23 protein-coding genes, 1 riboswitch and 1 other annotated feature are annotated in these 21,970 nt (G+C 36.3%); of the genes, 11 read left to right on the plus strand and 12 right to left on the minus strand.

Annotation, left to right across the window (positions count from 1 at the left end):
- Positions 1 to 52 precede the first annotated feature (52 nt).
- Positions 53 to 274 (plus strand) — a binding site (T-box leader).
- 184 nt (positions 275 to 458) lie between these two features.
- Positions 459 to 2,153 (plus strand): arginine--tRNA ligase, encoded by a 1,695-nt coding sequence (gene argS / locus IC621_RS08775; protein ID WP_191157832.1) that lies wholly within the window; start codon positions 459 to 461, stop codon positions 2,151 to 2,153.
- Between the two features lie 470 nt (positions 2,154 to 2,623).
- On the plus strand, positions 2,624 to 3,328 hold the full coding sequence (locus IC621_RS08780) for a MerR family transcriptional regulator (protein WP_191157833.1): 705 nt from the start codon (positions 2,624 to 2,626) through the stop codon (positions 3,326 to 3,328).
- A gap of 314 nt (positions 3,329 to 3,642) precedes the next feature.
- Here the strand turns inward: IC621_RS08780 and mscL are convergent, their stop codons facing one another.
- Positions 3,643 to 4,020 carry a large conductance mechanosensitive channel protein MscL gene (gene mscL / locus IC621_RS08785; protein WP_191157834.1) on the minus strand — a complete coding sequence of 126 codons (378 nt, stop codon included), beginning with the start codon at positions 4,018 to 4,020 and terminating at the stop codon, positions 3,643 to 3,645.
- Positions 4,021 to 4,151: 131 nt separating this feature from the next.
- Complete coding sequence (locus IC621_RS08790) at positions 4,152 to 4,712, minus strand: hypothetical protein (RefSeq protein WP_191157835.1); 561 nt, start codon at positions 4,710 to 4,712, stop codon at positions 4,152 to 4,154.
- Between the two features lie 309 nt (positions 4,713 to 5,021).
- Here IC621_RS08790 and IC621_RS08795 point away from each other — a divergent pair, with 309 nt between their 5' ends.
- Complete coding sequence (locus IC621_RS08795) at positions 5,022 to 5,174, plus strand: transcriptional regulator SplA domain-containing protein (RefSeq protein WP_191157836.1); 153 nt, start codon at positions 5,022 to 5,024, stop codon at positions 5,172 to 5,174.
- 43 nt (positions 5,175 to 5,217) lie between these two features.
- On the opposite strand, the gene crcB is transcribed toward IC621_RS08795, so the two are convergent.
- Both crcB and IC621_RS08805 read right to left on the minus strand, forming a co-directional pair.
- Positions 5,218 to 5,595 (minus strand): fluoride efflux transporter CrcB, encoded by a 378-nt coding sequence (gene crcB / locus IC621_RS08800; protein ID WP_191157838.1) that lies wholly within the window; start codon positions 5,593 to 5,595, stop codon positions 5,218 to 5,220.
- Positions 5,592 to 5,987, minus strand: a complete 396-nt coding sequence (locus tag IC621_RS08805; protein WP_191157840.1) for a fluoride efflux transporter FluC — start codon at positions 5,985 to 5,987, stop codon at positions 5,592 to 5,594. Before IC621_RS08805 ends, crcB begins: the two co-directional genes overlap by 4 nt.
- Positions 5,988 to 6,182: 195 nt before the next feature.
- Positions 6,183 to 6,348, plus strand: a riboswitch (M-box (ykoK) riboswitch).
- 247 nt (positions 6,349 to 6,595) lie between these two features.
- On the opposite strand from IC621_RS08805, the gene mgtE reads away from it, so the two are divergent.
- Positions 6,596 to 7,954: a magnesium transporter gene (gene mgtE / locus IC621_RS08810; RefSeq protein WP_191157842.1), complete on the plus strand. Its 1,359-nt coding sequence runs from the start codon at positions 6,596 to 6,598 to the stop codon at positions 7,952 to 7,954.
- A 383-nt stretch (positions 7,955 to 8,337) separates the two neighbouring features.
- Here the strand turns inward: mgtE and IC621_RS08815 are convergent, their stop codons facing one another.
- Positions 8,338 to 8,664: a MerR family transcriptional regulator gene (locus IC621_RS08815; RefSeq protein WP_191157844.1), complete on the minus strand. Its 327-nt coding sequence runs from the start codon at positions 8,662 to 8,664 to the stop codon at positions 8,338 to 8,340.
- Between the two features lie 197 nt (positions 8,665 to 8,861).
- On the opposite strand from IC621_RS08815, the gene IC621_RS08820 reads away from it, so the two are divergent.
- On the plus strand, positions 8,862 to 9,020 hold the full coding sequence (locus tag IC621_RS08820) for a hypothetical protein (RefSeq protein ID WP_191157846.1): 159 nt from the start codon (positions 8,862 to 8,864) through the stop codon (positions 9,018 to 9,020).
- 189 nt (positions 9,021 to 9,209) lie between these two features.
- Here IC621_RS08820 and IC621_RS08825 read toward each other — a convergent pair whose 3' ends face one another.
- Entirely contained in the window at positions 9,210 to 9,443 is a 234-nt protein-coding gene (locus IC621_RS08825) for a hypothetical protein (RefSeq protein ID WP_191157848.1), read from the minus strand.
- Positions 9,444 to 9,612: 169 nt separating this feature from the next.
- Here IC621_RS08825 and IC621_RS08830 point away from each other — a divergent pair, with 169 nt between their 5' ends.
- Positions 9,613 to 9,795 carry a stress protein gene (locus tag IC621_RS08830; RefSeq protein ID WP_191157850.1) on the plus strand — a complete coding sequence of 61 codons (183 nt, stop codon included), beginning with the start codon at positions 9,613 to 9,615 and terminating at the stop codon, positions 9,793 to 9,795.
- Between the two features lie 537 nt (positions 9,796 to 10,332).
- Complete coding sequence (locus tag IC621_RS08835; RefSeq protein ID WP_191157852.1) at positions 10,333 to 10,794, plus strand: MarR family winged helix-turn-helix transcriptional regulator; 462 nt, start codon at positions 10,333 to 10,335, stop codon at positions 10,792 to 10,794.
- A gap of 197 nt (positions 10,795 to 10,991) precedes the next feature.
- On the opposite strand, the gene IC621_RS08840 is transcribed toward IC621_RS08835, so the two are convergent.
- From IC621_RS08840 to IC621_RS08850, 3 genes are all read right to left on the minus strand, one after another.
- A complete protein-coding gene (locus tag IC621_RS08840; protein WP_191157854.1) occupies positions 10,992 to 12,824 on the minus strand; it encodes a DNA ligase D in 1,833 nt (610 codons plus the stop codon).
- Between the two features lie 412 nt (positions 12,825 to 13,236).
- On the minus strand, positions 13,237 to 14,130 hold the full coding sequence (ku, locus tag IC621_RS08845) for a non-homologous end joining protein Ku (RefSeq protein WP_191157856.1): 894 nt from the start codon (positions 14,128 to 14,130) through the stop codon (positions 13,237 to 13,239).
- A gap of 175 nt (positions 14,131 to 14,305) precedes the next feature.
- Positions 14,306 to 15,085 carry an undecaprenyl-diphosphate phosphatase gene (locus IC621_RS08850; protein ID WP_191157858.1) on the minus strand — a complete coding sequence of 260 codons (780 nt, stop codon included), beginning with the start codon at positions 15,083 to 15,085 and terminating at the stop codon, positions 14,306 to 14,308.
- A gap of 492 nt (positions 15,086 to 15,577) precedes the next feature.
- On the opposite strand from IC621_RS08850, the gene IC621_RS08855 reads away from it, so the two are divergent.
- The 3 genes from IC621_RS08855 (at position 15,578) to IC621_RS08865 (ending at position 19,003) form a co-directional block, all read left to right on the plus strand.
- A complete protein-coding gene (locus tag IC621_RS08855) occupies positions 15,578 to 16,369 on the plus strand; it encodes a TerC family protein (RefSeq protein ID WP_191157860.1) in 792 nt (263 codons plus the stop codon).
- 604 nt (positions 16,370 to 16,973) lie between these two features.
- Positions 16,974 to 17,729, plus strand: a complete 756-nt coding sequence (gene sigI, locus IC621_RS08860; RefSeq protein ID WP_191157862.1) for an RNA polymerase sigma factor SigI — start codon at positions 16,974 to 16,976, stop codon at positions 17,727 to 17,729.
- The gene (locus IC621_RS08865) at positions 17,726 to 19,003 is read left to right on the plus strand and encodes an anti-sigma factor domain-containing protein (RefSeq protein ID WP_191157864.1); all 1,278 of its coding nucleotides are present in this window, start codon (positions 17,726 to 17,728) and stop codon (positions 19,001 to 19,003) included. Before sigI ends, IC621_RS08865 begins: the two co-directional genes overlap by 4 nt.
- Positions 19,004 to 19,211: 208 nt before the next feature.
- On the opposite strand, the gene IC621_RS08870 is transcribed toward IC621_RS08865, so the two are convergent.
- On the minus strand, positions 19,212 to 19,400 hold the full coding sequence (locus IC621_RS08870; RefSeq protein ID WP_191157866.1) for an alpha/beta-type small acid-soluble spore protein: 189 nt from the start codon (positions 19,398 to 19,400) through the stop codon (positions 19,212 to 19,214).
- A 181-nt stretch (positions 19,401 to 19,581) separates the two neighbouring features.
- Positions 19,582 to 20,205 carry a DUF1836 domain-containing protein gene (locus IC621_RS08875; RefSeq protein WP_396652996.1) on the minus strand — a complete coding sequence of 208 codons (624 nt, stop codon included), beginning with the start codon at positions 20,203 to 20,205 and terminating at the stop codon, positions 19,582 to 19,584.
- Positions 20,206 to 20,562: 357 nt separating this feature from the next.
- On the opposite strand from IC621_RS08875, the gene htpX reads away from it, so the two are divergent.
- Positions 20,563 to 21,453: a protease HtpX gene (gene htpX, locus IC621_RS08880; RefSeq protein ID WP_191157868.1), complete on the plus strand. Its 891-nt coding sequence runs from the start codon at positions 20,563 to 20,565 to the stop codon at positions 21,451 to 21,453.
- 285 nt (positions 21,454 to 21,738) lie between these two features.
- On the opposite strand, the gene IC621_RS26405 is transcribed toward htpX, so the two are convergent.
- Positions 21,739 to 21,970: hypothetical protein (locus IC621_RS26405; protein ID WP_224752418.1), on the minus strand; the 232-nt coding region annotated here is incomplete at its 5' end.

Genomic DNA, 21,970 nt, shown 5'->3' on the forward strand with positions numbered 1-21,970 from the left:
AAATAGACTGGAATTTTCTTGGAGATTTGGTATACTACCAATTAACTAAATAAGTAAATCAATGAAAAAGAGAGTAATTATCTGATGAAAGTCACAGCGAATCAGGGACAGTGTAAGCCTGATGCTAAATCGATAATGAAGCGCACTTTTTGGATGCTTTCTTGAAACATGAGTATGGAAAGCCGGGATATGGCTCCCGTTATCATATGTAAGCAGGTTCTTTTATAGAACAAATTGGAGTGGCACCGCGGGAAATAAACCTCTCGTCTCTATTTAGAGACGGGAGGTTTTTTATGTATTAAGGTTTTTTTTCAAAAAATTATTGAAGCATTGTGCAATCTCTTTTTGAGGTGAAATGTTGGATGTGAGACTCGAAATAATCGGAGACACACCGGTTGAATTTATTTAACTTTCTGTTTAACTTCAAAAGCAAAAAATTGAAAAAGGAGACAAGAAAAATGATTTGGAAAGAAAAGCTTGCATTATCCCTTTCTAAAGTAATTGAGAAGGATATGGAATTCTCTAAAATAGAGCAGTTAATTGAAAAACCAAAAAATGATGACTTTGGAGATTTAGCTTTTCCGTGCTTCACTTTGGCAAAGAAAGAAAAAAAATCTCCGCATCTTATTGCAAAAGAAATTAGCGGCAAATTAAATTCAAGCGATTATGAAAAAATAGAGGCAGTAGGTGGATACATCAATATTTTTTTAAAGAAGAAAACAGTAGCAAAAAAAATCATTCACGAAATAATTAAAAAGAAAGATAAATATGGATCACAAAATAAAGGAAAAGGCGCCCGGATTACGATCGACATGTCTTCTCCAAATATCGCAAAGCCTTTCTCAATGGGGCACCTGCGTTCAACTGTGATCGGTCATTCTCTTTCCTTAATCATTGAAAAGTTTGGATTTAAACCAGTGAAAATTAATTATATCGGCGACTGGGGGACACAATTTGGTAAATTAATAACAGCATATAAGCTATGGGGAAATGAGGAAAAAGTAAAACGACAGCCAATTCAAGAGCTTTTAACTTTATATGTTCAGTTTCATGAAAAAGCAGAAACACATCCTAAACTTGTGGAGGAAGGAAGACAATGGTTTAAAAAGCTTGAAGAAGGGGATAAAGAAGCTTTGTCATTATGGAAATGGTTTCGGGATGAATCGTTAAAAGAGTTTTTTAGAATATATAAACTGCTGAATGTTTCCTTTGATTCATATGCAGGAGAAGCCTTTTATAATGACAAAATGGATCAAGTAGTTGAGAAGTTAGAAGAAACCGGACTCCTTGTCGAATCTGATCATGCAAAGGTAGTACCCTTGCCAGGTGAAGATTTGCCACCTTGTCTAATTAAAAAATCAGATGGTGCCACACTATATGCCACCCGGGACCTTGCGGCGGCAATTTACCGCAAACACCAATATGACTTCAAAAAATCTCTTTATGTAGTCGGAAATGAGCAAACGCTTCATTTTAAACAGCTAAAAAGTGTCCTTAAAAAGATGGGGTATGCTTGGTCAGACCAAATGGATCATGTTCCATTTGGCATGATTTTAAAAGATGGAAAGAAAATGTCTACGAGAAAAGGCAAAGTTATTTTGTTGGAAGAAGTCCTAACCGAGTCGATCAAGCTGGCGTTACGTAATATCGAAGAAAAAAATCCAAATCTGCTTGAGAAAAAGGAAACCGCCAAAAAAGTTGGAGTTGGCGCTGTCATTTTTCATGACTTAAAGAACTTTAGAATGAACGATATTGAATTTTCATTACCTGACATGCTGCGGTTTGAAGGAGAGACTGGCCCTTATGTTCAGTATACTTATGCAAGAGCAAGTTCTATATTAAAGAAGGGGAAAATCCCTTTGTCAGAAGAAGCGGAGTTAAGTTCATTAGATTGGAAATGTGAATGGAAGTTGGTAAAAAAGCTGGCAGAATTTCCAGCTGCAGTCCAAAAATCACTTGAACTTTATGACCCTTCCCAAATAGCAAAGTATGCAATCGATCTAGCCCAAGCTTTTAACGCATATTACGGCGAAGTAAAGATTCTGGCTGAAACAGAAGGGAAGCAGGCAAGACTCGCAGTTGTATACTCAGTTACGATTGTCCTTCAAGAAAGCCTGAGATTATTAGGAATCGAAGCTCCAGAGGAAATGTAAGTGAAAATACGTTTTTGAGTTTTTTTCTAGTAATTTTTAAAAAGTCAAAGTTAATTAAAGTGTTTTGTGGTAAAAGTTCGACTAGTCAAGCTTTGATTTCTATTCCTTTTAAAATAAAGGCACTAGCGAACGCTTACGCTTTTCTTTTTTCGCTTATTCTACTCATTTGAAGGAAAAATAATGAAAACGGAGACAGAGCTACAAAAAAGGAGGATTCCTAATAGTGGAATCCTCAAGCAATTAGGCAGGTAATGAAAATGTATTTGTATTTTGCTCCTATAGATAGAGCTTGTATTTAATTAATTGGTTTTAGTCTAGACAAAGGGTCTGTCAGCAAATCGTGAAAATGCTCATAAAACGTAACATTTTAAGAACTTATGACTAGTTTTAAGAGCCTTTGTCGGCTTGCAGGAATTTACGGGATCCTCTCTCGAATATTTGTGTAATCTAATTTCACAGGAGTGGATTCGATGGAATACAAAACATTAACGAGAGCTAAAACGGTTAAAGTATTAGGGATCACAGCCCATGTTTTAAAGGGCTGGGAATCAGAATTTGAAGCTTTTTTGAATATCCCAAGAGATGAGAATAACACAAGAATTTATTCAGAGAAAACTATAAAAACGTTACAAACGATTAAAGAAATGAAGGAAAAACATGTAGACAAAGAGACAATTGAGAAAATTCTTCAAATGCAGTTAATGAATCGGGAAAAGGAAGAAAGAATGGAGAAAGAATTAGGATATTCTTATCAAATGAGAGAAAGTCTCAACAAGATGGAGACATTTATTGAATCGGAAAAAGTGAAAAATCTTTTAAATATCGAAAACCGCTTTTTCCAATTGGAGAAAAATGTTGTAGGGCAGGTTCAGGAAATGTTTCGAGGAGAGCTTGAAGCGGCTGCAACGGCACAAGTTCGTTTCCAAAAAGCTGAATTCGAAGAAATCGGTGACAAATTGTGTGACTTAGTTGATACATCTGAGAAAGAAAGAGCTTATTACCAAGCTGAGATCAATTATGAGAGAGAAATAGCAAAGCAACAAATTGCCCAGCGGGAAGAAAAATTCATTGCATTTGTAAAAGATCAAGCCCGTAAAAAAGAAGAAAAAGAAATGAAAAAAGAATCCAAATGGGGTTTAAATCTGTTCAAGCAATTTATTGGAGTCGCAAAATAAAATAATAAAGAAGATGGTTGGCTTCAATCATCTTCTTTCTAGAAAGGAGTTTGTGAGGATTGAATTAAATAAAAATTTTAGCTCCTCTGCTGATTTCAACCATTCGACCTTTAAACTCTAACTTTTAGAAAAAAACAATAGATATGTTAATCAACATATTTACATGGGGTTGGACCCGCAAGATTTATATGTGTTCACACTTTTGAAACAATTGTGTGCAATTATTTGGATAACGGTGCAAATAATTAGATAAACTGTGCCAATTATCCATTTAATCACCATACAAAATTGCCTCACCACGAGAGATTCTTTTCTTATGTACGCTTCTTCAGTAAATCACGGATTTCCACTAACAATTCTTCTTTTTTGTCTGCTTTTACTTCTGCAGCTGGCTGCTTTTCTTCTTTTCGTTTAAATCTGTTGAAAAACCTAACAAATAAAAAAATTGAGAAGGCAATTAGGAAAAAATCGATCGTTGATTGAATAAATAAGCCAATTTTTATTACTGCAGCTCCAACTGTGAAAGACAATTTGGAAAAGTTTATTCCACCCAATAGTAGTCCAATCAAAGGTGTAATAATGTCATTTACAAGAGAGGTAACGATTTTCCCGAATGCTCCCCCAATCACTACTGCTACTGCAAGATCAATTACATTTCCTTTAAAGGCGAATTTTTTAAATTCTTCCCACATCGACTGCACCCCTTAAATAGTTTTGATAGTTACAGTGTGACCGAGGGGCGCTGCTTTTACTATTATCTTTTAAAATTAAATTGATTTAATTTTAAATTAAAAAAGGCCTGAAAACATCTTTTCAGCCCTTTTTATTCATTAGCAGTACTTTCTAATTCATAAGGAATATTGTGAATGGTCAATAAGTTTTTGATTTCACTTAATGGAATATGAAAATCAGAGCTTCTTAAGAAAGAGAGTGTTTTCGTATCTTTAAAATGAAATATTACTTCATCCAGGCCATCATTCGATTTTGCAGGTATGTACCTGACTCGATCTATATCTTCCCAGGTATAAGAATTTTTTGTTAATTGAAATGGTTCGTTCCACTCTATCGTTTTTTCTGTAACATGGTGAAAATGAAAGCTGCTAAATATAAGTAAAGCAACCGTTACGAGGGATGCTCCAATCCCTAATCCAATTCCTCTTTTCCCCCATTGATAGAAGATGAATAATGCTGCAGTTAAGGTAATCGTGGAAGCTAGGAAGAGAATATTGCTTAAAAAGGGAGTTTTTAAATAAATGGTTTGTTTCGTTTGCAGGAAGATGTACTGTATAACATTTGGTGCAAAAAAAGAAAAGATGATGCCTCCTATTCCGACAATAATCATAAACGCAAGTAACACAAACCTTGGTTCATATTGTTGATTCATCATGTCTCCTCCTCGTCATAAAATACTCGATTGATTATATTCTCCAAATTTACCATCATTCCTTCAAAAAATATCCAAATGAACATATTTTTTTGACAGATATCCATAATAAAAAGGAGCTGTTTTCGTAAATTTTGCTGTTATTTATACTGATGGTTTCGAGAGTTAGTGACCTTGGTGAGAGAGGGGGTTAGAAGCAATCAGCGGATCACTGATTGCCTTTGTTTAAACACCACATTTCATATCACGGAAGCAACACAGTTAGAAAAGAGCTTAAAAGAAATATAAATATATAAAGGAGGACCGCCTATGAAGGATAGAGAAAATGAACAGGAAATGAGTATTAACGAAGCTGAATATGTGCCTCATCCAAAAGATGGAGACTCTTACGCTCTTTTTTTGCATGAGCCTTACCATTTGTTATCTAAGGATGACATAACTAAAAATGAAGAAACACAATAGCATTTCAGCTGGTCCTTAACCCTATTAAGGAGCCAGCTTTTTATCATGTATAACTTAATATCAAGCCAATAGAATACATAAAAATACTCCCGGTAATGGTTATGAAGACATATAAGCATGCTTCTTTCGTCCTGCCTTTTTGTAATAACTCCAGTGCTTCCACACTGAAGGTTGAGAACGTTGTAAACCCACTTAAAAAACCAAATCCAATAATAAAATAGCTAGGATTCCTTTCGATGTTTGGAAGAAGACCAAACAATAAACCTAATAGGAAGGAACCGACCACATTGATGATCATCATAGCAATAGGAAAGCGAATGCTCAATTGCGCTTTTTCTACCATTGTCATGATCAATTTCCCGAGTAAAAAGCGGCCGACAGCACCTAAACCTCCTCCAATTGCACTAAATAGAATAATCATGTATGTTTCCTTCCTCTAATAAAAGATTCTCCTGCGTTTTGTCCCAATAAAAAACCAATAAAGGAAGCAAAAATGCCGCCTATTATCGAAAGGATCATATATAAAGAAGCGGCAAAGTAGTCTGCTGATTGAATGAACATCATCGTTTCACCTGCAAATGTTGACATCGTTGTAAAACCTCCGCAAAGACCTGCAGAAAGCCCAGCAGTAAGCCAACCTTGTTTTGATACAGAAAGAAAAAAGGCAGTAAGGAATCCGAGAAGGAAACTCCCAATTAAATTAACAATTAGGGTAGCATATGGAAAGTTCTCTGTCATAATTGAAATGCTCAAGTATATTCGGGTCATAGTGCCAATGCTGCCTCCAATAAATACGGCAATTATATGCTTCATAAAATTATCTCCTTTTCTTAAAAAGATGGCCAGTTCTATTCATTGTTATCGTTTTCGCTTTATATGAACATAGTTAATTATGCCAAAGATCAAGCTATAATTCGATGAGGATTTGAGGTTTTATTTCCTCTAAACTAGTGAATTTCTATTGACAGTATTCCTTTTTTTCTGTAACGTCTTCTATGTTAATTAATAAAGGAACTTCGTTAGGTGAGGCTCCTGCATGGATATACGCTGCTGCCCAAAAATGTCCAAAGACGCCAATGGGTCAACAGAAATCATCGAATTAAGGTGATTTTTAATGCAGCTGGTAAAAATACCTATGCCATGCAGTGCTAAAGCTCTACGAATGAAGGCGCTCGTTTTATTTATCCATGCCTTCATTTTGAAGGTTTTTTTATTTTATAAAACCATTTTTAAAACAAGTACATACAATATTTAAAATGTATGAATTTTTACCATAAGGGGGTGCTGTAATGGATAATCCTGACTCGAATAGGTGTAAGGACACTAGAAGTTATGAATTAAGGGAAAACCTAATAAAAGAGTTCTATCCGTTTCGCACCTGTAGTGAAGGGATTGCTCTAGCTTAAGGAGGCTCCATTCCGATGGTAAAAAATATGACATATGATGAGATCATTCTAAGAATGATTTTGTTGGTGAGAGATGGAAAAAGAAAAGAGTTCCGTGACCTAATTGATGAACTTCAGCCATATGATATGGCAAGTATCTTTAAAGAGATGCCGGAAAAGCATTATTCACGCTTTCTCTCTTTTTTAACAGTAGAGGATATTACCGATATGATTCAAGAGCTGGAGCAGGAATATCAGCTTGTTGTTTTTAACAAAGTCGGGAAAGATAAAGGAATTCAAATTGTTAACAAGATGGATAATGATGATCTCGTTCAGTTACTGGAAGAGGTCGATCCTGAATTAAAGAAGCAGTTTCTTTCCAGCATGGAAGATGAGGAATCAAAAGCTGTTCAAACGTTAATGAATTATCCTCCTGAAACAGCCGGACGGATTATGACGAACCGGTTCGTATGGATAAATAAACATTATACGGTAATGGACGCAGTTACAAAGTTAAAATCTTTCGCCGAGCTTGCAGAATCAATTAACTATTTATATGTCATTAATGATAAAAAACAGTTAGTTGGAGTTGTTTCCTATCGAGATCTAATCCTTGGTGAAGCAACTGATACAATTGCAGATTTAATGTATGAACGTGTCATTTCCATCCATGCGAAAGAAGATCAAGAGGAAGTCGCTAAATTGATTGAACGATATGATTTCTTGGCGATCCCCGTAGTAGAAGAGGACAACGTACTTGTTGGCATCGTTACTGTTGACGATGTTATTGATATTGTCATCCAAGAAGCAAATGAGGATTATGAGAAATTCGCTGCTTCAGGTAAATCAATTGATTTTGATACGAAAGCTTTTGTAGCCTCTTATCGGCGCCTGCCTTGGCTGATCCTTTTATTATTTATCGGACTTATTTCTGGAAGTATTATAAGTGTGTTTGAGGAAACTTTAAACAAAGTGGTAGCACTTGCCTTCTTTATGCCAATGATTGCTGGTATGACAGGGAATACTGGTACTCAATCTCTCGCAGTAGTCGTGAGAGGCTTAATTCAAAATGATCTTGATAAAAAAGTGGTAACGAAATTAATCCTTCGAGAACTCTCAGTGGGGTTAATGATTGGAGTTATTTGCGGTATACTGATCACATTAATTGCCCTTTTCTGGCAAGGCAACCCTTTACTTGGGTTAGTTGTCGGCAGTTCATTGCTGCTTACATTAATTATCGGAACAATGGCTGGCACTGTTATCCCATTAATTCTCCACAAGCTGAATATAGACCCGGCTATTGCATCAGGTCCGCTTATAACAACAGTAAATGATATCTTGTCACTGCTTATTTATTTTGGTATAGCCACAGCATTTTTAAACCAATTATTATAGCCTGAATTGAAAGAGGGAACGTATAGTAAATCACTAACGCTCCCTCTTATTTATTGTTTTTTTACGTGATACTGATGTTTATGACAGGAGTTCAATTAAAGTCTCATGAGACTTGATTCCATGCTGCGCGGCGATATCCAGCATTTTTTGACGGTGGGCTTCTACAAGCTTATTGTAATAGGATAAGTATTAGTTTTTTGTACTTAGTGTTAGTGTCTAGCTCCAGGCTTGTGCTTGTCGCCGAAGGACTAGCGCCCCTGAGCTTTTCTTATTTAGCATGTTTACTCCTCCATGTCATTACAATCTCTATATCTTAGTATCGGAAGGCACTGAATATTTATTATTCTACTTTTAAAAAAGCCCAACTTTTGTTAGTCAGGCTTTTACTTTCTGCCATAACGAAAATGTGCATTCAATTGACCCTGCAGCATTTTCTTTCTTAAATCTCTGTCTTGTCTTTCTTCTTTTCTCTTCATTTCTTTCAGTATTTCCGCTGTTTGTACACCGTCTTCCCGCTTATCAGCTATTTCCATTAATCGCTCTACATCCGAGAATGAGTACTTACGTGTTCCTCTAGATGTTCTGTGAGGAGTCAATAAGTGGCGCTCTTCATAGTAGCGGATTTGCCGATCGGATAATCCTGTTAGCTCACTGACTGTACCAATTGAGATGACCTTCTTGTCTTTATAGGAAAGATCCTCCTGCACCATTTTTCCACCCCTCGAATTCCTGTATAGCTACTATTATATAAGAAACATTCTTCAAATACACATACTCTTGTCAGATTTTCTTACATAAATAATAAAACATAGGTAAAAAGTTGGGAATTTTCCTAACAAGAAAGGTGAAACAATCTAACTTCATTTGTAAAATAGATACAACCACTCAGAAAGAGGAGGGCTTATAAATGAAAAAAGAAGAGGCAGTTGACCTCGCAATGAAGATTATTGCACTGGATCTAAAACGCGATGAAATGCTTGAAGACTTATTGGTATTAGTTGGGCGCGATGCACACGCATTTTTGAGGCAAGTTCAAAACGGAGCATACAAAACTAAAAATATTTAAATAATAAAATTTTAATTGTATTGAATGGCTAACATCAACCTTCATAAGGCGGTTCAGTTGAACTCGTGAACGTAAAATATATAGCAGGGCGAAAATGGGAATCCATAAATGCTTAAACGATGATCTGCCGCTTTACGATTAGATAAAGAAATTTCATGAAGAGCTTAAAAATGAAATATTATTCTTACTTTACAGGTCATGTACCAGTTTTGACTTTAAATCCTTTAAAAATGTTTCGTTAAATAAACAGGTTATGTCTTCGAAATGGTTTGAATTACCATTAAATACAGTTAGTATGAGATCTTGGTTTGAAAATTGGAGCATTTGTAATTGGTAAGTACTAGGCTCAGCTTCATTTAAATAATAAATCATTTTACAATTATCCTTCACTGTCTGATAACCGATCACTTCATAGTTATTCATTCATTTAACCTCCCTGCAAACGTAGCACTAGTTTTGACAGGGAAGTTTGATTGTAAACATGTTAATAGAACCTTAATAAGAGGTAAGAAAATTTTTACAGTACGTTAATAGTCAGCTTACAATCATGGGTTATGGTTAAATTAGAAAAATAAAACTGGAGTGATAGAAGATGAGCAGGTTTTTAAAAAACGCTCTGGAAGAACAAAGAAACTATTATTATCAGAAGCTGAAGTTAATTGGTGTTTATAATCATGAAGTGTTATCCAATATGACCATTTCAGAATTAAAACAGGAATATTACTATTTTTACCACAGCATTCCATCGAAAAAGAAAAGATCAAAACTAAGTTGATATAAATTTGATTTAATCCGTGAGGGAAGAATGTAGTTCTCTCTTTTTTTTTGTAAGATCAGATTTTTGTAAGGTCAGAAAAATTAAGTTAATTAAAGTATTAACGTATTAAAGTCGGCTATTGATGTCCAGCGCAGGCAGACAGGACGTCCTAGTGCCGGCAGGCATAAGGCCGTGACGCCTTGGCCGGCCAAGCGCCATCGACCCCTTAGGTCTCAAGGCCAATCCGCCCGAGAAGGTTAAAGAACAACCTTCCTGCCGGCTCTTCTTATGCTTGTCGCCGAAGGACTAGCGCTTTTCGTTGGTTTTAAATAAAAATAACTGTAAATTAGTTTACAATAAAAAGGATATCTCGGTCTTTTATCGAATACTAACTAACAACTAAGAAGATACACTACAAGATTATCTAAAGCGTTATTTTTTAATTATTTTGCATTTTATTGAAAGGGTTTTCATTTAGGGAGAAAAAAGGTAAAATATTAATAGTATAATAGTAAAAATTTGAGTACTTAAGCTACTGATAAAGAGGGAGATAATATGAGATTGTCATATACAGAAGAAGAAATTGAACGTTCATTAGCTTTATTAAGAGTTTTTGCACGTGCATTTAAAAGCATATCAGAACATTCCATCCGTGATAGTAAAGAACACGGATTTAACCCGACAGAATTTTCTGTTTTGGAGCTGCTTTATACGAAGGGCCCCCAAAAATTACAACAAATTGGCTCAAGGCTTCTATTAGTAAGTGGAAATGTGACATATGTTATTGATAAGTTAGAAAAGAACGGATATATTTTTCGGGAGCAGGATCAAAATGATAAACGAAGTGTGTATGCTAAATTAACAGATCATGGACAAGCATACTTGGATGAAATTTACCCAATTCACGCTGTTCGAATGGCAAGAGCCTTTTCTGGTCTTACTCCTGAAGAACAAACACAGCTAATCGAACTATTGAAAAAAGCAGGGATCCATAGTCAGCATTTATTATTTCGGTAGGAAAGAGGAACTTCCTCTGGTATGCAAAGACCCAGTGACCGGTGAAAATTCTGCATTTGAAGTAGAATTGGACAGTCAAACTGGTACAAGTCATAGGATGTGTTCATTCGCTCATGGATCGGTAAAAATCGTGCGCATAGTCACCAGATAGAAGCCCAGAATGTCCATAAGATATGTGGTAAGCTCAAAATAAACATTCACTGTTTTTCTAAAAATGCTAAAATAGCCTGTATTTTTTCGTCTTGAGGATCAGTAAAGTAAGTATGGAATGGGCATTCTGATTTTTCTATGCGTTTATTCATTAAAGGGATTGTGAAATGGGTTGGTGATAGTTCTTTATTGACCTCTTCCCAATAAAGGGGTGCTGCTACAGTCGCTCCTTTGACACCCCTAGGAGAGTAAGGTGCAATGATCGTTTTTCCTTGAGCATGCTGCAAGTAATCTAGATAAAGTTTGTTGCCGCGGTTTCTTTTTAGGCGCTCAACTGTAAAATCTTCTGGATGAGCTGACACTAAATAGGTAGCCATAAATTCAGTGAATTTTCTTGTATCCTCATAAGTCAATCTGTCTCCTTTTAATGGAATATGAAGCTGTATTCCTTTATTCCCTGATAACTTTGGAAAAGCCTTGATGTGAAATTGTTCAAACAGTTTTTTAAATTCTAACGCAGCTTTTATCGCCAATGGGAAATGGTCTCTTGACGGGGGATCTAAATCAAAGACGATTTCAGACGGTTTGGAAGAAGCTATTGTTTGAAATGGCAAGTGATATTCGATGGCTAGTTGATTTCCAAGCCAGGTAAGGGTAGACAAATCATTGCAAACAATATAATTTATTCCCTCCTCCATATGTGTCTGTATGAAAGAAGGAGCATATTCGGGGCAATTTTTCTGGTAAAATGCTTCCCCTTCAATGACACCATGAGGGTACCGGATAACGGTCAGCACTTTGTTTTTTAAAAAGGGAAGAAATAAAGGTGAAGTCTTTAAAAGATAATGAATAAAGACTTCTTTGTTGATAGCCGGATTCTTCCATAATGGCTTTTCTGGGTGGGTGATTTTTACTTCTTCATGGATAGGAATTGTTTGAATATGCAGTTTTTCCCAAGTGCATTCTTCAGAGCCAACATCAAATCGAAATGATACAAAGGAAGGCTCTCTTAGCTGACCTTTGTAAATTCCAATGTATTTAAGCTCTACGCAAATGGCAGGGTTCATCGAAATTTCTGAAACTGTTTCAGTTATTTTATTTTGTTTCATTATTGTTAATAAAGCGGCTTTTTCTTCAGAGGAAATGCCGTGAGCAAATACTCCAATGTGTTCAATTTTTTGGTTTTTATATACAGCAGCTTTGAAATAACCATTTTTTTTGTCATAGCTAGTAATAAAAAAACATCCGTGTTTATAGTTTTTAATTTTTAACCAGTTGCGGGATCTTGCTCCACTTTCCCATGAACTGTTCCGCTTTTTTGCGACAACGCCTTCCCCATCATCCTCTTTTACAGCTTTCCAGAGTCTATCACTATCATTGCTGGAGGGAACGTACTGGATCAAATGATGCTTCGAAGGGGAAATTTCCAAAGGGAATTTTAAGTTGATCATAAGTTCCCTTAATGCTGATTTGCGTTCATCAAAACCTTTTTGCGAAATTTCATTCCCGTTTATTGTGAGAAGATCAAATGCCAGGAATTGACAAGGCCTGTTGCCGGCATCCTGTTTTATTTTTTCTTGAAGTTTCATTCTACCTCGTACTTGGATATGTTCAAAGTCAGCTTTAATTGGAGAAGCTAACGAAACAAGCTCACCGTCAAGAGTAAGCGGAATATATGGACGGAGCTCCTCCAAACGTTCAGTCAAAAAAGCAATAATTTCTGGAAATTGGCCTGACAGATCTTTACCGCTTCGGCTGATTAAACGTATGAAATGTGCTTGAATCGATAGAATGGCGCGAAAACCATCATATTTTACCTCATAAACCCAGTTGTCACCTGTCGGAATCGATGAGCTTAATGTCGGGAGCATTGGCTTCATATTGCATGGAATCCCTTCTCTATAGAATAGTACTAGCTTTTCCAATGCCGGCGATTTGATGAAAGAGTTTTTTGAATACATGCTTTGAAGATATCTTTATTGGTGTGGAACTATAGAGTTTTCCGATTAGAAAAATAACTCCGCTAGTTTGCTGCATAGCTTTATCTTATTTGTGTGCAATTTAATGGATAACCGTGCATTTAAACTGATACTCGTGCAATTATCCGGGTGCCGGCGCAATTATGCTTTTAACGGTGCAAATAATTAGATAACGGCGCAAATACCCGGGTGCCGTAATAGGTACTGACCATGCATTTAACTCTACCGTCCAATTTTACGAAAATTTTATGAAAATACTTTATTGGCACCAATTAAAACAAAAGCTGAACCTATATAGATTCAGCATCTTTCATTAGCTGGACGCTTTTTTCCGTACCGTTTTTTTCTTCTTATCACCAGTTGCGGTTTTTTTCGGTTTTTCTTCTTTGGATTGGGCAGTTTTTGATTTAGCTGCAGCAGGTTTATCCGGATTTTTCTTTTTTGTCTTTTCAATACTTGCCTGAAGGGCACTCATGAGGTCAACAACATTTTGACGAGGGGATTGCTCAGGTGTTTTTCCTTCATTTTGATCAATTTTCTTGTCAATTAATGCATGGAGAGCAAAGCGGTAATCGTCTGTATATTCTTCAGGATTAAACTCGGTTGTGAGCTGATCAATTAACATAATAGCTGTGTTGAGTTCCTTTTCATCAATTTCAGTCTGCTCAGGTACACTTGGCACTTCGGTTACATTTCTCACCTCATCAGGGTAATGAATGGTTTCCATTACTATACAATTTTCGTAAACTCTAACAACTGCTAACTGCTGTTTTGAACGCATTGTAATTTCAGCAACCCCGATTTTTTCAGATTTTGTCAGGGCTTCTCTAAGTAAAGCATAAGCTTTGCCGCCATTTTCTCCAGGTCCGATAAAATAAGACCGGTTAAAATAAATAGGATCAATATCATCGAGACTTACAAAGTCAATGATCTCAACCGTTTTATCTTCCATCTCTTCTTTTAAGGCTTTTAATTCCTCCTCGTCTAACACAACAAATTTCCCTTTTACGTATTCATACCCTTTAACAATCTCTTCATTGCCAACCTCTTCTTCACAATGGGGACACTTTTTTTCATATTGAATAGGTGTATGACATTTGCTATGCAAGCTGCGAAGCTTTACATCCTTATCTTCAATTGCTGCATATAGCTTTATCGGGATATTGACCAGCCCGAAACTAATTGAACCCTTCCACATAGTGTGCATATTCATTCCTCCTTTCTTTTTTTCCTTCTTTTTATTTTGTTGTGGAAGGAATTAATCATGAATGGTAAAAATTGCACATGAATTAAAATTGTTGCTAGTAAAGCCTGAAATAAAGAGCAATCAGTGATTCACCGATTGCTTTAGTCTCCTATCTGATTTCTAAACTGGGTATAGCTTAGAATATGTCTAACCCCTGCATGACAATAATAAAAAAGCCAAGAATCCAAACATATGAAGCAAAGAGCTTTAAGGAATGATTCTTAACAAAGCGTATCATCCATTTGACTGCTGCATAACCAAAGAAAGCAGCAGACATGGTGGCAACAAGTAACGGAAAAAAACCTATCTCAACATTTTGATGGGAAATAAGTTTGCTTGATTGAAGAACGATTGCGCCAAAAATAGCAGGTATAGATAGAAGGAAGGAAAAATAGGCCGCCGTTTCCTTCTCGATTTTTCTCATAAGAGCACCTGCAATTGTCATTCCAGACCTGGAGACAGCGGGGAAAATAGCAAAGGCTTGGAAACATCCAATGAATAATGAGTCAGCAAATGAAATGTCTTCTATTTTTTTGACACCATTTTTTAGTCTATCTGCAAACCATAAAAATGTTCCAGTAAGTAAGAATTCCCACCCGATTGTGCTGCCAGTAACAGATATTTCATCAAAAAAGTCATCAAACATTAGGCCGGCGATGACAGCAGGAATGGTACCAACAATCAGTAAAAAGGACAATTTACTAAAAGGATTTCTTACTACTTTAAAAAGAATATCTTTGTAAAAAACGACCAAAGCGATAAATGTCCCAATATGGAGCATAGTATCCAAAAACAGTCCCGCTTCTTGCAAACCAAACATTTTTCTGCCTAAATATAGATGACCTGTGCTGCTAATCGGTAAAAACTCTGTCAATCCTTGTACAATTCCTAGTATTAACGCTTCTATCCAATTCAAAGATGTCCCTCCATTTCGAGAAAATCGAGTCATGGGTAAAGGCGTTCTCATTTCCTGCAGCTTGCCTTTCCTTACTATCAGCATATGTTTTTTGATTTTTCGAATAGAACAGAAAGTTGGACATCCTGTAAATTAGATTAGAAGATGTAATCAATTTGTTTTTAAATTTGTCTTACTCCCAGGGTGGTTTATCTTATTTTGTCTTTTCTGTTAGGAAATAATTGGTTGACAAAGTGCTATAACAGTATTATGATAATCATATAATTTAATATTCTTCTTTTTCAAAGGGGAGTAGCGTTCGGGAATTATTATGACCTGAAAGCAAAGTCGTCATTTCATGGATTATATCCATCGGCTTTGCTGACATGATCGGAACATGTCCAGCAAGACCTTTGCCTAGTATTGAGGCAAGGGTCTTTTTATTTTGATTATTCCTCCTAATACTAGGGTAAAAAAGAAGCACACAACTATTAAGGATAGGAGGAATTGAATATGGATGCAGCTTTATTGTTGGAATATGGCTGGGTACTTCTTGTTCTGGTTGCCTTAGAGGGAATTTTGGCAGCAGATAACGCCCTTGTAATGGCGGTTATGGTGAAGCATTTGCCAGAGGATAAACGAAAGAAAGCATTGTTCTATGGATTGGCTGGTGCGTTTATTCTTAGGATAGGATCATTGTTTGCCATCTCATTACTCGTAAACGTATGGCAAGTTCAAGCAATCGGTGCGCTTTATCTGTTATTTATTTCGATCAACCATATTTTGAAAAAGCACGTTTTTAAGAAAGAACATCATGGCCATAAGCCTAAAAAAGAATCAGGATTTTGGTCGACAGTTTTTAAAGTGGAGTTAGCAGATATTGCGTTTGCAGTAGATTCAATTCTCGCTGCAGTTGCATTAGCAGTAACATTACCAGCTACTAATTTGCCTTCGATTGGCGGCTTAGATGGTGGACAATTTTTTGTAGTCTTGGCTGGCGGATTAATTGGAGTAGTCATCATGCGTTTTGCCGCTACCTGGTTCGTATCCATTTTACAAAAGAAGCCAAACCTCGAAACAGCCGCTTTTCTAATCGTCGGCTGGGTAGGGGTAAAGCTTGCCTTATATACGTTAGCACATCCAGAAATTGCGATTGTTTCTGATCACTTTATTCATTCTACAACATGGAAGATTATTTTCTGGGGAGTCTTAGCAGGAATCGCTCTCGGTGGATGGTTCCTTTCTGGAGGCAAAAAGAATGTGGAAAAGGAAAAAGAAATATATAAAAAGGTTGAAAATCAGTAAGGAATGCTGGGTCTTACCTCTAAGGTAAGGCCTTTTTGTATGACTTAACAATTATAATCATCCTGTTTCAAATGTAGTGTAAATAAGTAAAGAGTTTTTAGGCGTATGTCATTAGACCTATTATTACAAAAAGATTACAAGTAAATTTTAAAATACCCCCTTAATTTTAATAACTGTAACGTAAATTTTTTATATAGCAAAGAAAGGAAGGGAATTAATGAGTGAATTTTCAGATTATTTAGTCCGGAGGAACTAATGATGCTGGCTAAGGGCATATTAGCTAGAATTAATAACTTTCTCGACATTTTGAATTGGTTAACTCCGGTAATTGGAGTTTGATTGAAACCTGTTTTTATATCAATTATGAGAATCCATTATGGTGATAGGCTTTAAGTGGAACCTTGTCATTTAAATACTCATTTTTGGTTCAAAATCTATAATAAAATATAGTTCAATAGTTCCTAAAGGAAATTATAAAGCTGCCGATTATGTAGATGAGTGTCTTTTTTCTGGTATGAAAGTCTTGGCACAATTCCAAATTTCTTCCTTTGCGCTTCCCCTATAAATTAGCTATGATTAACGAAGTATATTGGGAGAAACTGAGGTGAAACCGGTGCTAAGCCTTTTGTTTAACATTCGGAAAAAGAAACAAACGTTAGAAGACACAGTGATCCTCATACAAAAAGGCGATCTTCATCTACAAAATCAATTGATAGATCAGTATAAGCCCTTTGTAGCAAAAACTGTTTCCTCTGTTTGTAAAAGATATATAGATGAACGTGATGATGAATTTAGTATAGGTCTAATTGCATTTAATGAAGCAATCGAAAAGTATTCCCCAGAAAAAGGGAACTCGCTATTAGCTTTTGCTGAGTTGATTATAAAACGAAAAGTGATCGATTATATTCGAAAAGAGGCAAGAAATTCTCAAACGATTAATATTGACCTTCAAGAGCATGAGGAAAACGAAGCATCACAAAGTAAAATTGAAGCTAACTTATCGGTTGACGAATATCAACGATTAATTGAACAAGAACAGCGCAGGGAAGAAATACTATTTTTCCAAGGAGTCTTAACGGAATTTGGTTTGTCTTTCGCTGAATTAGTCGAAAATTCACCTAAGCATATGGATGCAAGGCAAAATGCAATTGAAGTAGCAAAAATTTTAGTCGAGAACAAAGAGTTGAGAACTGTCCTATTTCAGAAAAAACAATTACCAGTAAAAAAATTAGAAAAACAAGTAAAAGTCAGCCGCAAAACGATAGAGCGTAACCGAAAGTATATTATTGCAATGTCAATTATTTTAGTAGGTGATTACGTTTACTTAAAAGATTATATTAAAGGGGTGCTTCACTCATGAATAGAGGGGTCGTCGTTGAATTAAATGATGAGTATGTTACTCTGCTAACCCCTGATGGTCAATTTATGAAGGCAAAAAATGTAGCGGGCGCATATCAACTAGGTGAAGAGAGAACCTTTTCCCCCCTCATAAAGAAGGAGAAGGCTTTTACTCGTCTTTTTAAGACCAGTTCTTTAAAAATGGGTTTACTTTCTGCAGCAGTTATTTTTTTATTTGTCTTTACACTCCTCCCATTTTTAAGCGGTCAGAAGGTATATGCCTATATGACGATTGATATCAATCCAAGCTTCGAATTAGCCATTGACCAGAAGCTCGAGGTAATTGAAATAGTCGCTTTAAATGAGGACGGGGAGCAGATGCTGGAGAAGCTTTCTGAATGGAAACATCAAAGCCTTTCCAAAGTAGTTGGACAAATTGTTTCCACAAGCAGAGGAAATGGATATATGAATGAGGACAACGAAATTCTTCTTTCGACCGTGGTAAGTAAAAGTGATAACGAACAATTTAAAAAGAGCTTACAAACTAGTATTAAACAAATGGAAAGCTCTTATGAAAAAGAAGAATTGCATGTAGAAACCCTGCAGAGTGATCAGGAGACTCGTGAAAAAGCAAAATCAGAAGGAATATCGACTGGCAAATATATAAAACTTCATGAACATGAGTCCTCTTCGAAGGAAGAGAATGAAGAGAAGGAAGAGGTCGCTCCTAAAGAAAAGGAAGAACCTTTAATAGAAGAAAATTCAGATGAGGAACAAAAATCAAAAAATGATTCTTCTGAGAAACCGCAGGATGAAAAAAATGCTCCTCCAAAAAATGATGAAAAAGATGAAAAAGATGAAAAAAATGAAAAGGATCCATTAAAAGAAGAGCAAAAAGAGAAGCATGATGAGGAAAAAGAAATGCTTGATGAAGAAAAAAGGGGTCAAAATGAATCGGATAAAGGGGAAATAAAGGAACCATTACCTGGTAAGGATCAAGAAGAGCCGGAAGAACCTGAGGATGAAATCCACCAGGATGAAAATAACCCTCCACAATTAGAAAAAAAAAATGAGGATGGGTCAGAATTTCATGATCAAGATAAATACGAAGAAGACCAAAATGAAAGTCCCTCTTCTAACACAGAAAAAAAAAATGAAAATGAGCCGGTAGACAAAAGCGAAGAGGAAAGCGAACAAGGGAATTCTGAAAATCAAGAACAAACAGACGATCAAAATGAGGAACAACCTTCTGAAAACGAGGATGAATCGGTAAATAACGAACGAGAAGAAAATTAACTAGAACAAATTTGCCTATACTCAAAAGGATTTTCAGAATAATTGTACAAAATTAAAATTAATGACTACTTTCTTATGAAAGTATGTCTTTGGAGGCAATCACCGAAGGCCATACGTGGATTCATGAGATGCAGTTTTTGAGTATTTACATGGAAAACATCTTTATAAAACGCCGAGTCTCGACTCGGCGTTTAGCCATATTATTCAATTATTTTCCGTTTAATTGAGATTGTGCTTGCTGCACTAGGCGTTTTGTAATTTCGCCTCCAACAGATCCATTTGAACGAGAAACAGTATCTGAGCCAAGATTTACACCAAACTCCTGAGCAATTTCGGTTTTAAATTGATCAAGAGCCTGCTCAGCACCAGGGACAAGCAATTTATTTCGACGCGGCATATTTTTCATCTCCTTTCATGTAAGCAGCAGAGTTTGCTGCATTCATAGTTTTGGATGCTTTGGTCGATCTATACTGCCAAATGTTTCATATTAGACGAAAATTGCCAGCTCCAGCCGACCTAAAAGGTATTCCAATAGTAAAGGACAGATAGAGAATTGCTCTCATTCTGTCCTTTACTAATTAGTTGTTCATGTAGTTTAAATGATTTTGCAAAAATTTGTTTGCTCTTTGTTCAATATGTGAAGCAATAACAGACATAGAGGTGAGTACAAGTAGGTCTTTAATGATAAGCCATTGCTTATCAGAGAGATGTTTAAATTGTCCTTTAATTATCTCAGCTGAAGACTGTAAGTGTGTTTCGAACTCATGGGAATATGTAGAGCAGGTATCCTCTTTCGTATCTTGCAAGATTCGTGCATATGCTTCATAAAATTTAATTGGCGATATTAAGTCGTCGCTCCGATCAGATAATGTATTGAATAGGGCTTTTAAAACATATCTGATGGTTTCGAAGTCATAAACTGTTTTCAGGTCGCGTACAATTAAAAGGATAGCGGCTTGTTCGATTGAATACTTTTTCCCTAAAGCAGGGGGGCCAATTAACTCTTTGATATCACGTTTAATCCAATTTTGGATTGCAGTTGACTTGAAAGAAGTTAATTCACATAAATTTCCCAGCTTAACAATTTCATTTGTTGATAAGCCGTATTCTTTTTTTACTCTCTTTTTTAAGTACCTTTTTAGAAAATCAGGAACTGCTTCAGACAGATTGTCTTTTTCCTGATTAAAAAATAGTATTGGCATGTCCTCAGCTTCACCTTTAAGACCATAAAGCAATTTGGCCATCTCAATACGTGTAAGTGACACAGCTGTCATACAAAACCTCCTATGTCGTTTTGTACACCATTATCTGGTATAAAGGATTCATTGTGTTGCCCATGCAAAACAACTAAAGCAGTGTCGTGGATTATATATTCATAAAACCAGGCGATGACTAATTTAACATTACACTGTCCTCATTTTCCTTTATACAAAAAACTTGTTTTGTTTTATTGAACACTATCATACGTAATATTGCTTGCATTTTCAATGCAAAGCTCCTATAATTTTAGTATAAGTTTAAATTATAAGTTCTTCTGAACTTGAAATATGGAGGTTGCTATGGGGAAGCGTATCTTTTTGTTTTTACTAACGAACATCCTTGTTATGGTCACTATAGGTATCGTCTTATCGATTGTTGCGACTGCAACAGGAGTAGGAACATATTTTACTGCTGATGGCGGCATTAACCTGCTTTATTTATTGGTATTTAGTGCAATTGTAGGTTTTACTGGTGCATTTATCTCATTACTCATGTCACGCTGGATGGCTAAAATGATGATGGGTGTACAGGTGTTAGACCCAAATAAATCGCTAAGTCCTGCCGAAAGGGATTTAGTAGAAAGAGTTCATCGTCTATCACGTGCAGCCGGGATTACAAGAATGCCTCAGGTTGGTATATACAATTCTCGAGAAGTCAATGCTTTTGCCACTGGACCTTCAAAAAATCGTTCATTAGTAGCTGTATCTACTGGATTGCTTAATGAAATGGATGATGCTGCAATTGAAGGTGTTTTAGCACATGAGGTGGCACATGTGGCAAATGGCGATATGGTAACAATGACACTACTTCAAGGGATTGTAAATACATTTGTGGTGTTCCTAGCAAGAGTAGCTGCATGGGCTGTATCAAGATTTGTGAGAGAAGAACTTGCTCCAATTGTTCATTTTGTAGCAGTAATCATCTTCCAAATCCTATTCTCGATCTTAGGAAGCTTGGTAGTCTTCGCTTATTCCCGTCATCGAGAGTATCACGCTGACAAAGGCGGCGCAGACTTAGCTGGAAAAGATAAAATGGTTCATGCATTAAAATCATTAAAAGCGTACTCAAGAAGAGTGAACGATGAACAAGGCTCTTTGGCTACACTCAAAATCAACAGCAAAAAAGGATCTTCCATATTCTCGACTCACCCTGATTTAGACGATCGTATCCGAGCATTGGAAGCGAAATAATAGATTATTTGAGACAGGTTTTCGGTGAAACCTGTCTTTTTTAGTTCTATATTCTGCCACTAAAACGATAATCTGGCCGATCCAACATATGAAGGTGCAATCCTCATTTAATGCCTTCATACTATTCATAGAAAGTCAAGACATAGACACTGGTAAATCACGCAAAGAAGCGGCCTATTCGCCTCATAGAAAAGAGATCGCTCATAGAGAGAGGAGTTTCGCTCATAGAAAGCCAAGATTCGCGCATAGATCCTGGGAAATCGCGCAAAGAAGCGGCCTATTCGCTCATAGAAAAAGAGATCGCTCATAGAGAGAAGGATTTCGCTCATAGAAAGCCAAGATTCGCGCATAGACACTGGTAAATCGCGCAAAGAAGCGGCCTATTCGCTCATAGAAAAGAGATCGCTCATAGAGAGAGGAGTTTCGCTCATAGAAAGCCAAGGTTCGCGCATAGACACTGGTAAATCGCGCAAAGAAGCGGCCTATTCGCTCATAGAAAAAGAGATCGCTCATAGAG

Origin of the sequence: Metabacillus arenae, from assembly GCF_014773385.1 — a bacterium.
In the GTDB taxonomy this organism is placed as follows: Bacteria; Bacillota; Bacilli; order Bacillales; family Bacillaceae; genus Metabacillus_D; species Metabacillus_D arenae.

Excerpts from the sequence above, each read along its gene's own strand:
- mscL (WP_191157834.1), bottom strand. The coding sequence starts at position 4,020 with ATGTGGGAAGAATTTAAAAAATTCGCCTTTAAAGGAAATGTAATTGAT.
- IC621_RS08835 (WP_191157852.1), top strand. The coding sequence starts at position 10,333 with ATGAGATTGTCATATACAGAAGAAGAAATTGAACGTTCATTAGCTTTA.
- IC621_RS08780 (WP_191157833.1), top strand. The coding sequence starts at position 2,624 with ATGGAATACAAAACATTAACGAGAGCTAAAACGGTTAAAGTATTAGGG.
- IC621_RS08820 (WP_191157846.1), top strand. The coding sequence starts at position 8,862 with ATGAAAAAAGAAGAGGCAGTTGACCTCGCAATGAAGATTATTGCACTG.
- IC621_RS08840 (WP_191157854.1), bottom strand. The coding sequence starts at position 12,824 with ATGAAGCCAATGCTCCCGACATTAAGCTCATCGATTCCGACAGGTGAC.
- IC621_RS08795 (WP_191157836.1), top strand. The coding sequence starts at position 5,022 with ATGAAGGATAGAGAAAATGAACAGGAAATGAGTATTAACGAAGCTGAA.
- IC621_RS08790 (WP_191157835.1), bottom strand. The coding sequence starts at position 4,712 with ATGAATCAACAATATGAACCAAGGTTTGTGTTACTTGCGTTTATGATT.
- htpX (WP_191157868.1), top strand. The coding sequence starts at position 20,563 with ATGGGGAAGCGTATCTTTTTGTTTTTACTAACGAACATCCTTGTTATG.
- IC621_RS08865 (WP_191157864.1), top strand. The coding sequence starts at position 17,726 with ATGAATAGAGGGGTCGTCGTTGAATTAAATGATGAGTATGTTACTCTG.
- IC621_RS08855 (WP_191157860.1), top strand. The coding sequence starts at position 15,578 with ATGGATGCAGCTTTATTGTTGGAATATGGCTGGGTACTTCTTGTTCTG.
- IC621_RS08875 (WP_396652996.1), bottom strand. The coding sequence starts at position 20,205 with ATGCCAATACTATTTTTTAATCAGGAAAAAGACAATCTGTCTGAAGCA.
- mgtE (WP_191157842.1), top strand. The coding sequence starts at position 6,596 with ATGGTAAAAAATATGACATATGATGAGATCATTCTAAGAATGATTTTG.
- ku (WP_191157856.1), bottom strand. The coding sequence starts at position 14,130 with ATGCACACTATGTGGAAGGGTTCAATTAGTTTCGGGCTGGTCAATATC.
- IC621_RS08830 (WP_191157850.1), top strand. The coding sequence starts at position 9,613 with ATGAGCAGGTTTTTAAAAAACGCTCTGGAAGAACAAAGAAACTATTAT.
- IC621_RS08815 (WP_191157844.1), bottom strand. The coding sequence starts at position 8,664 with ATGGTGCAGGAGGATCTTTCCTATAAAGACAAGAAGGTCATCTCAATT.
- IC621_RS08870 (WP_191157866.1), bottom strand. The coding sequence starts at position 19,400 with ATGCCGCGTCGAAATAAATTGCTTGTCCCTGGTGCTGAGCAGGCTCTT.
- argS (WP_191157832.1), top strand. The coding sequence starts at position 459 with ATGATTTGGAAAGAAAAGCTTGCATTATCCCTTTCTAAAGTAATTGAG.
- crcB (WP_191157838.1), bottom strand. The coding sequence starts at position 5,595 with ATGATTATTCTATTTAGTGCAATTGGAGGAGGTTTAGGTGCTGTCGGC.
- IC621_RS08825 (WP_191157848.1), bottom strand. The coding sequence starts at position 9,443 with ATGAATAACTATGAAGTGATCGGTTATCAGACAGTGAAGGATAATTGT.
- IC621_RS08805 (WP_191157840.1), bottom strand. The coding sequence starts at position 5,987 with ATGAAGCATATAATTGCCGTATTTATTGGAGGCAGCATTGGCACTATG.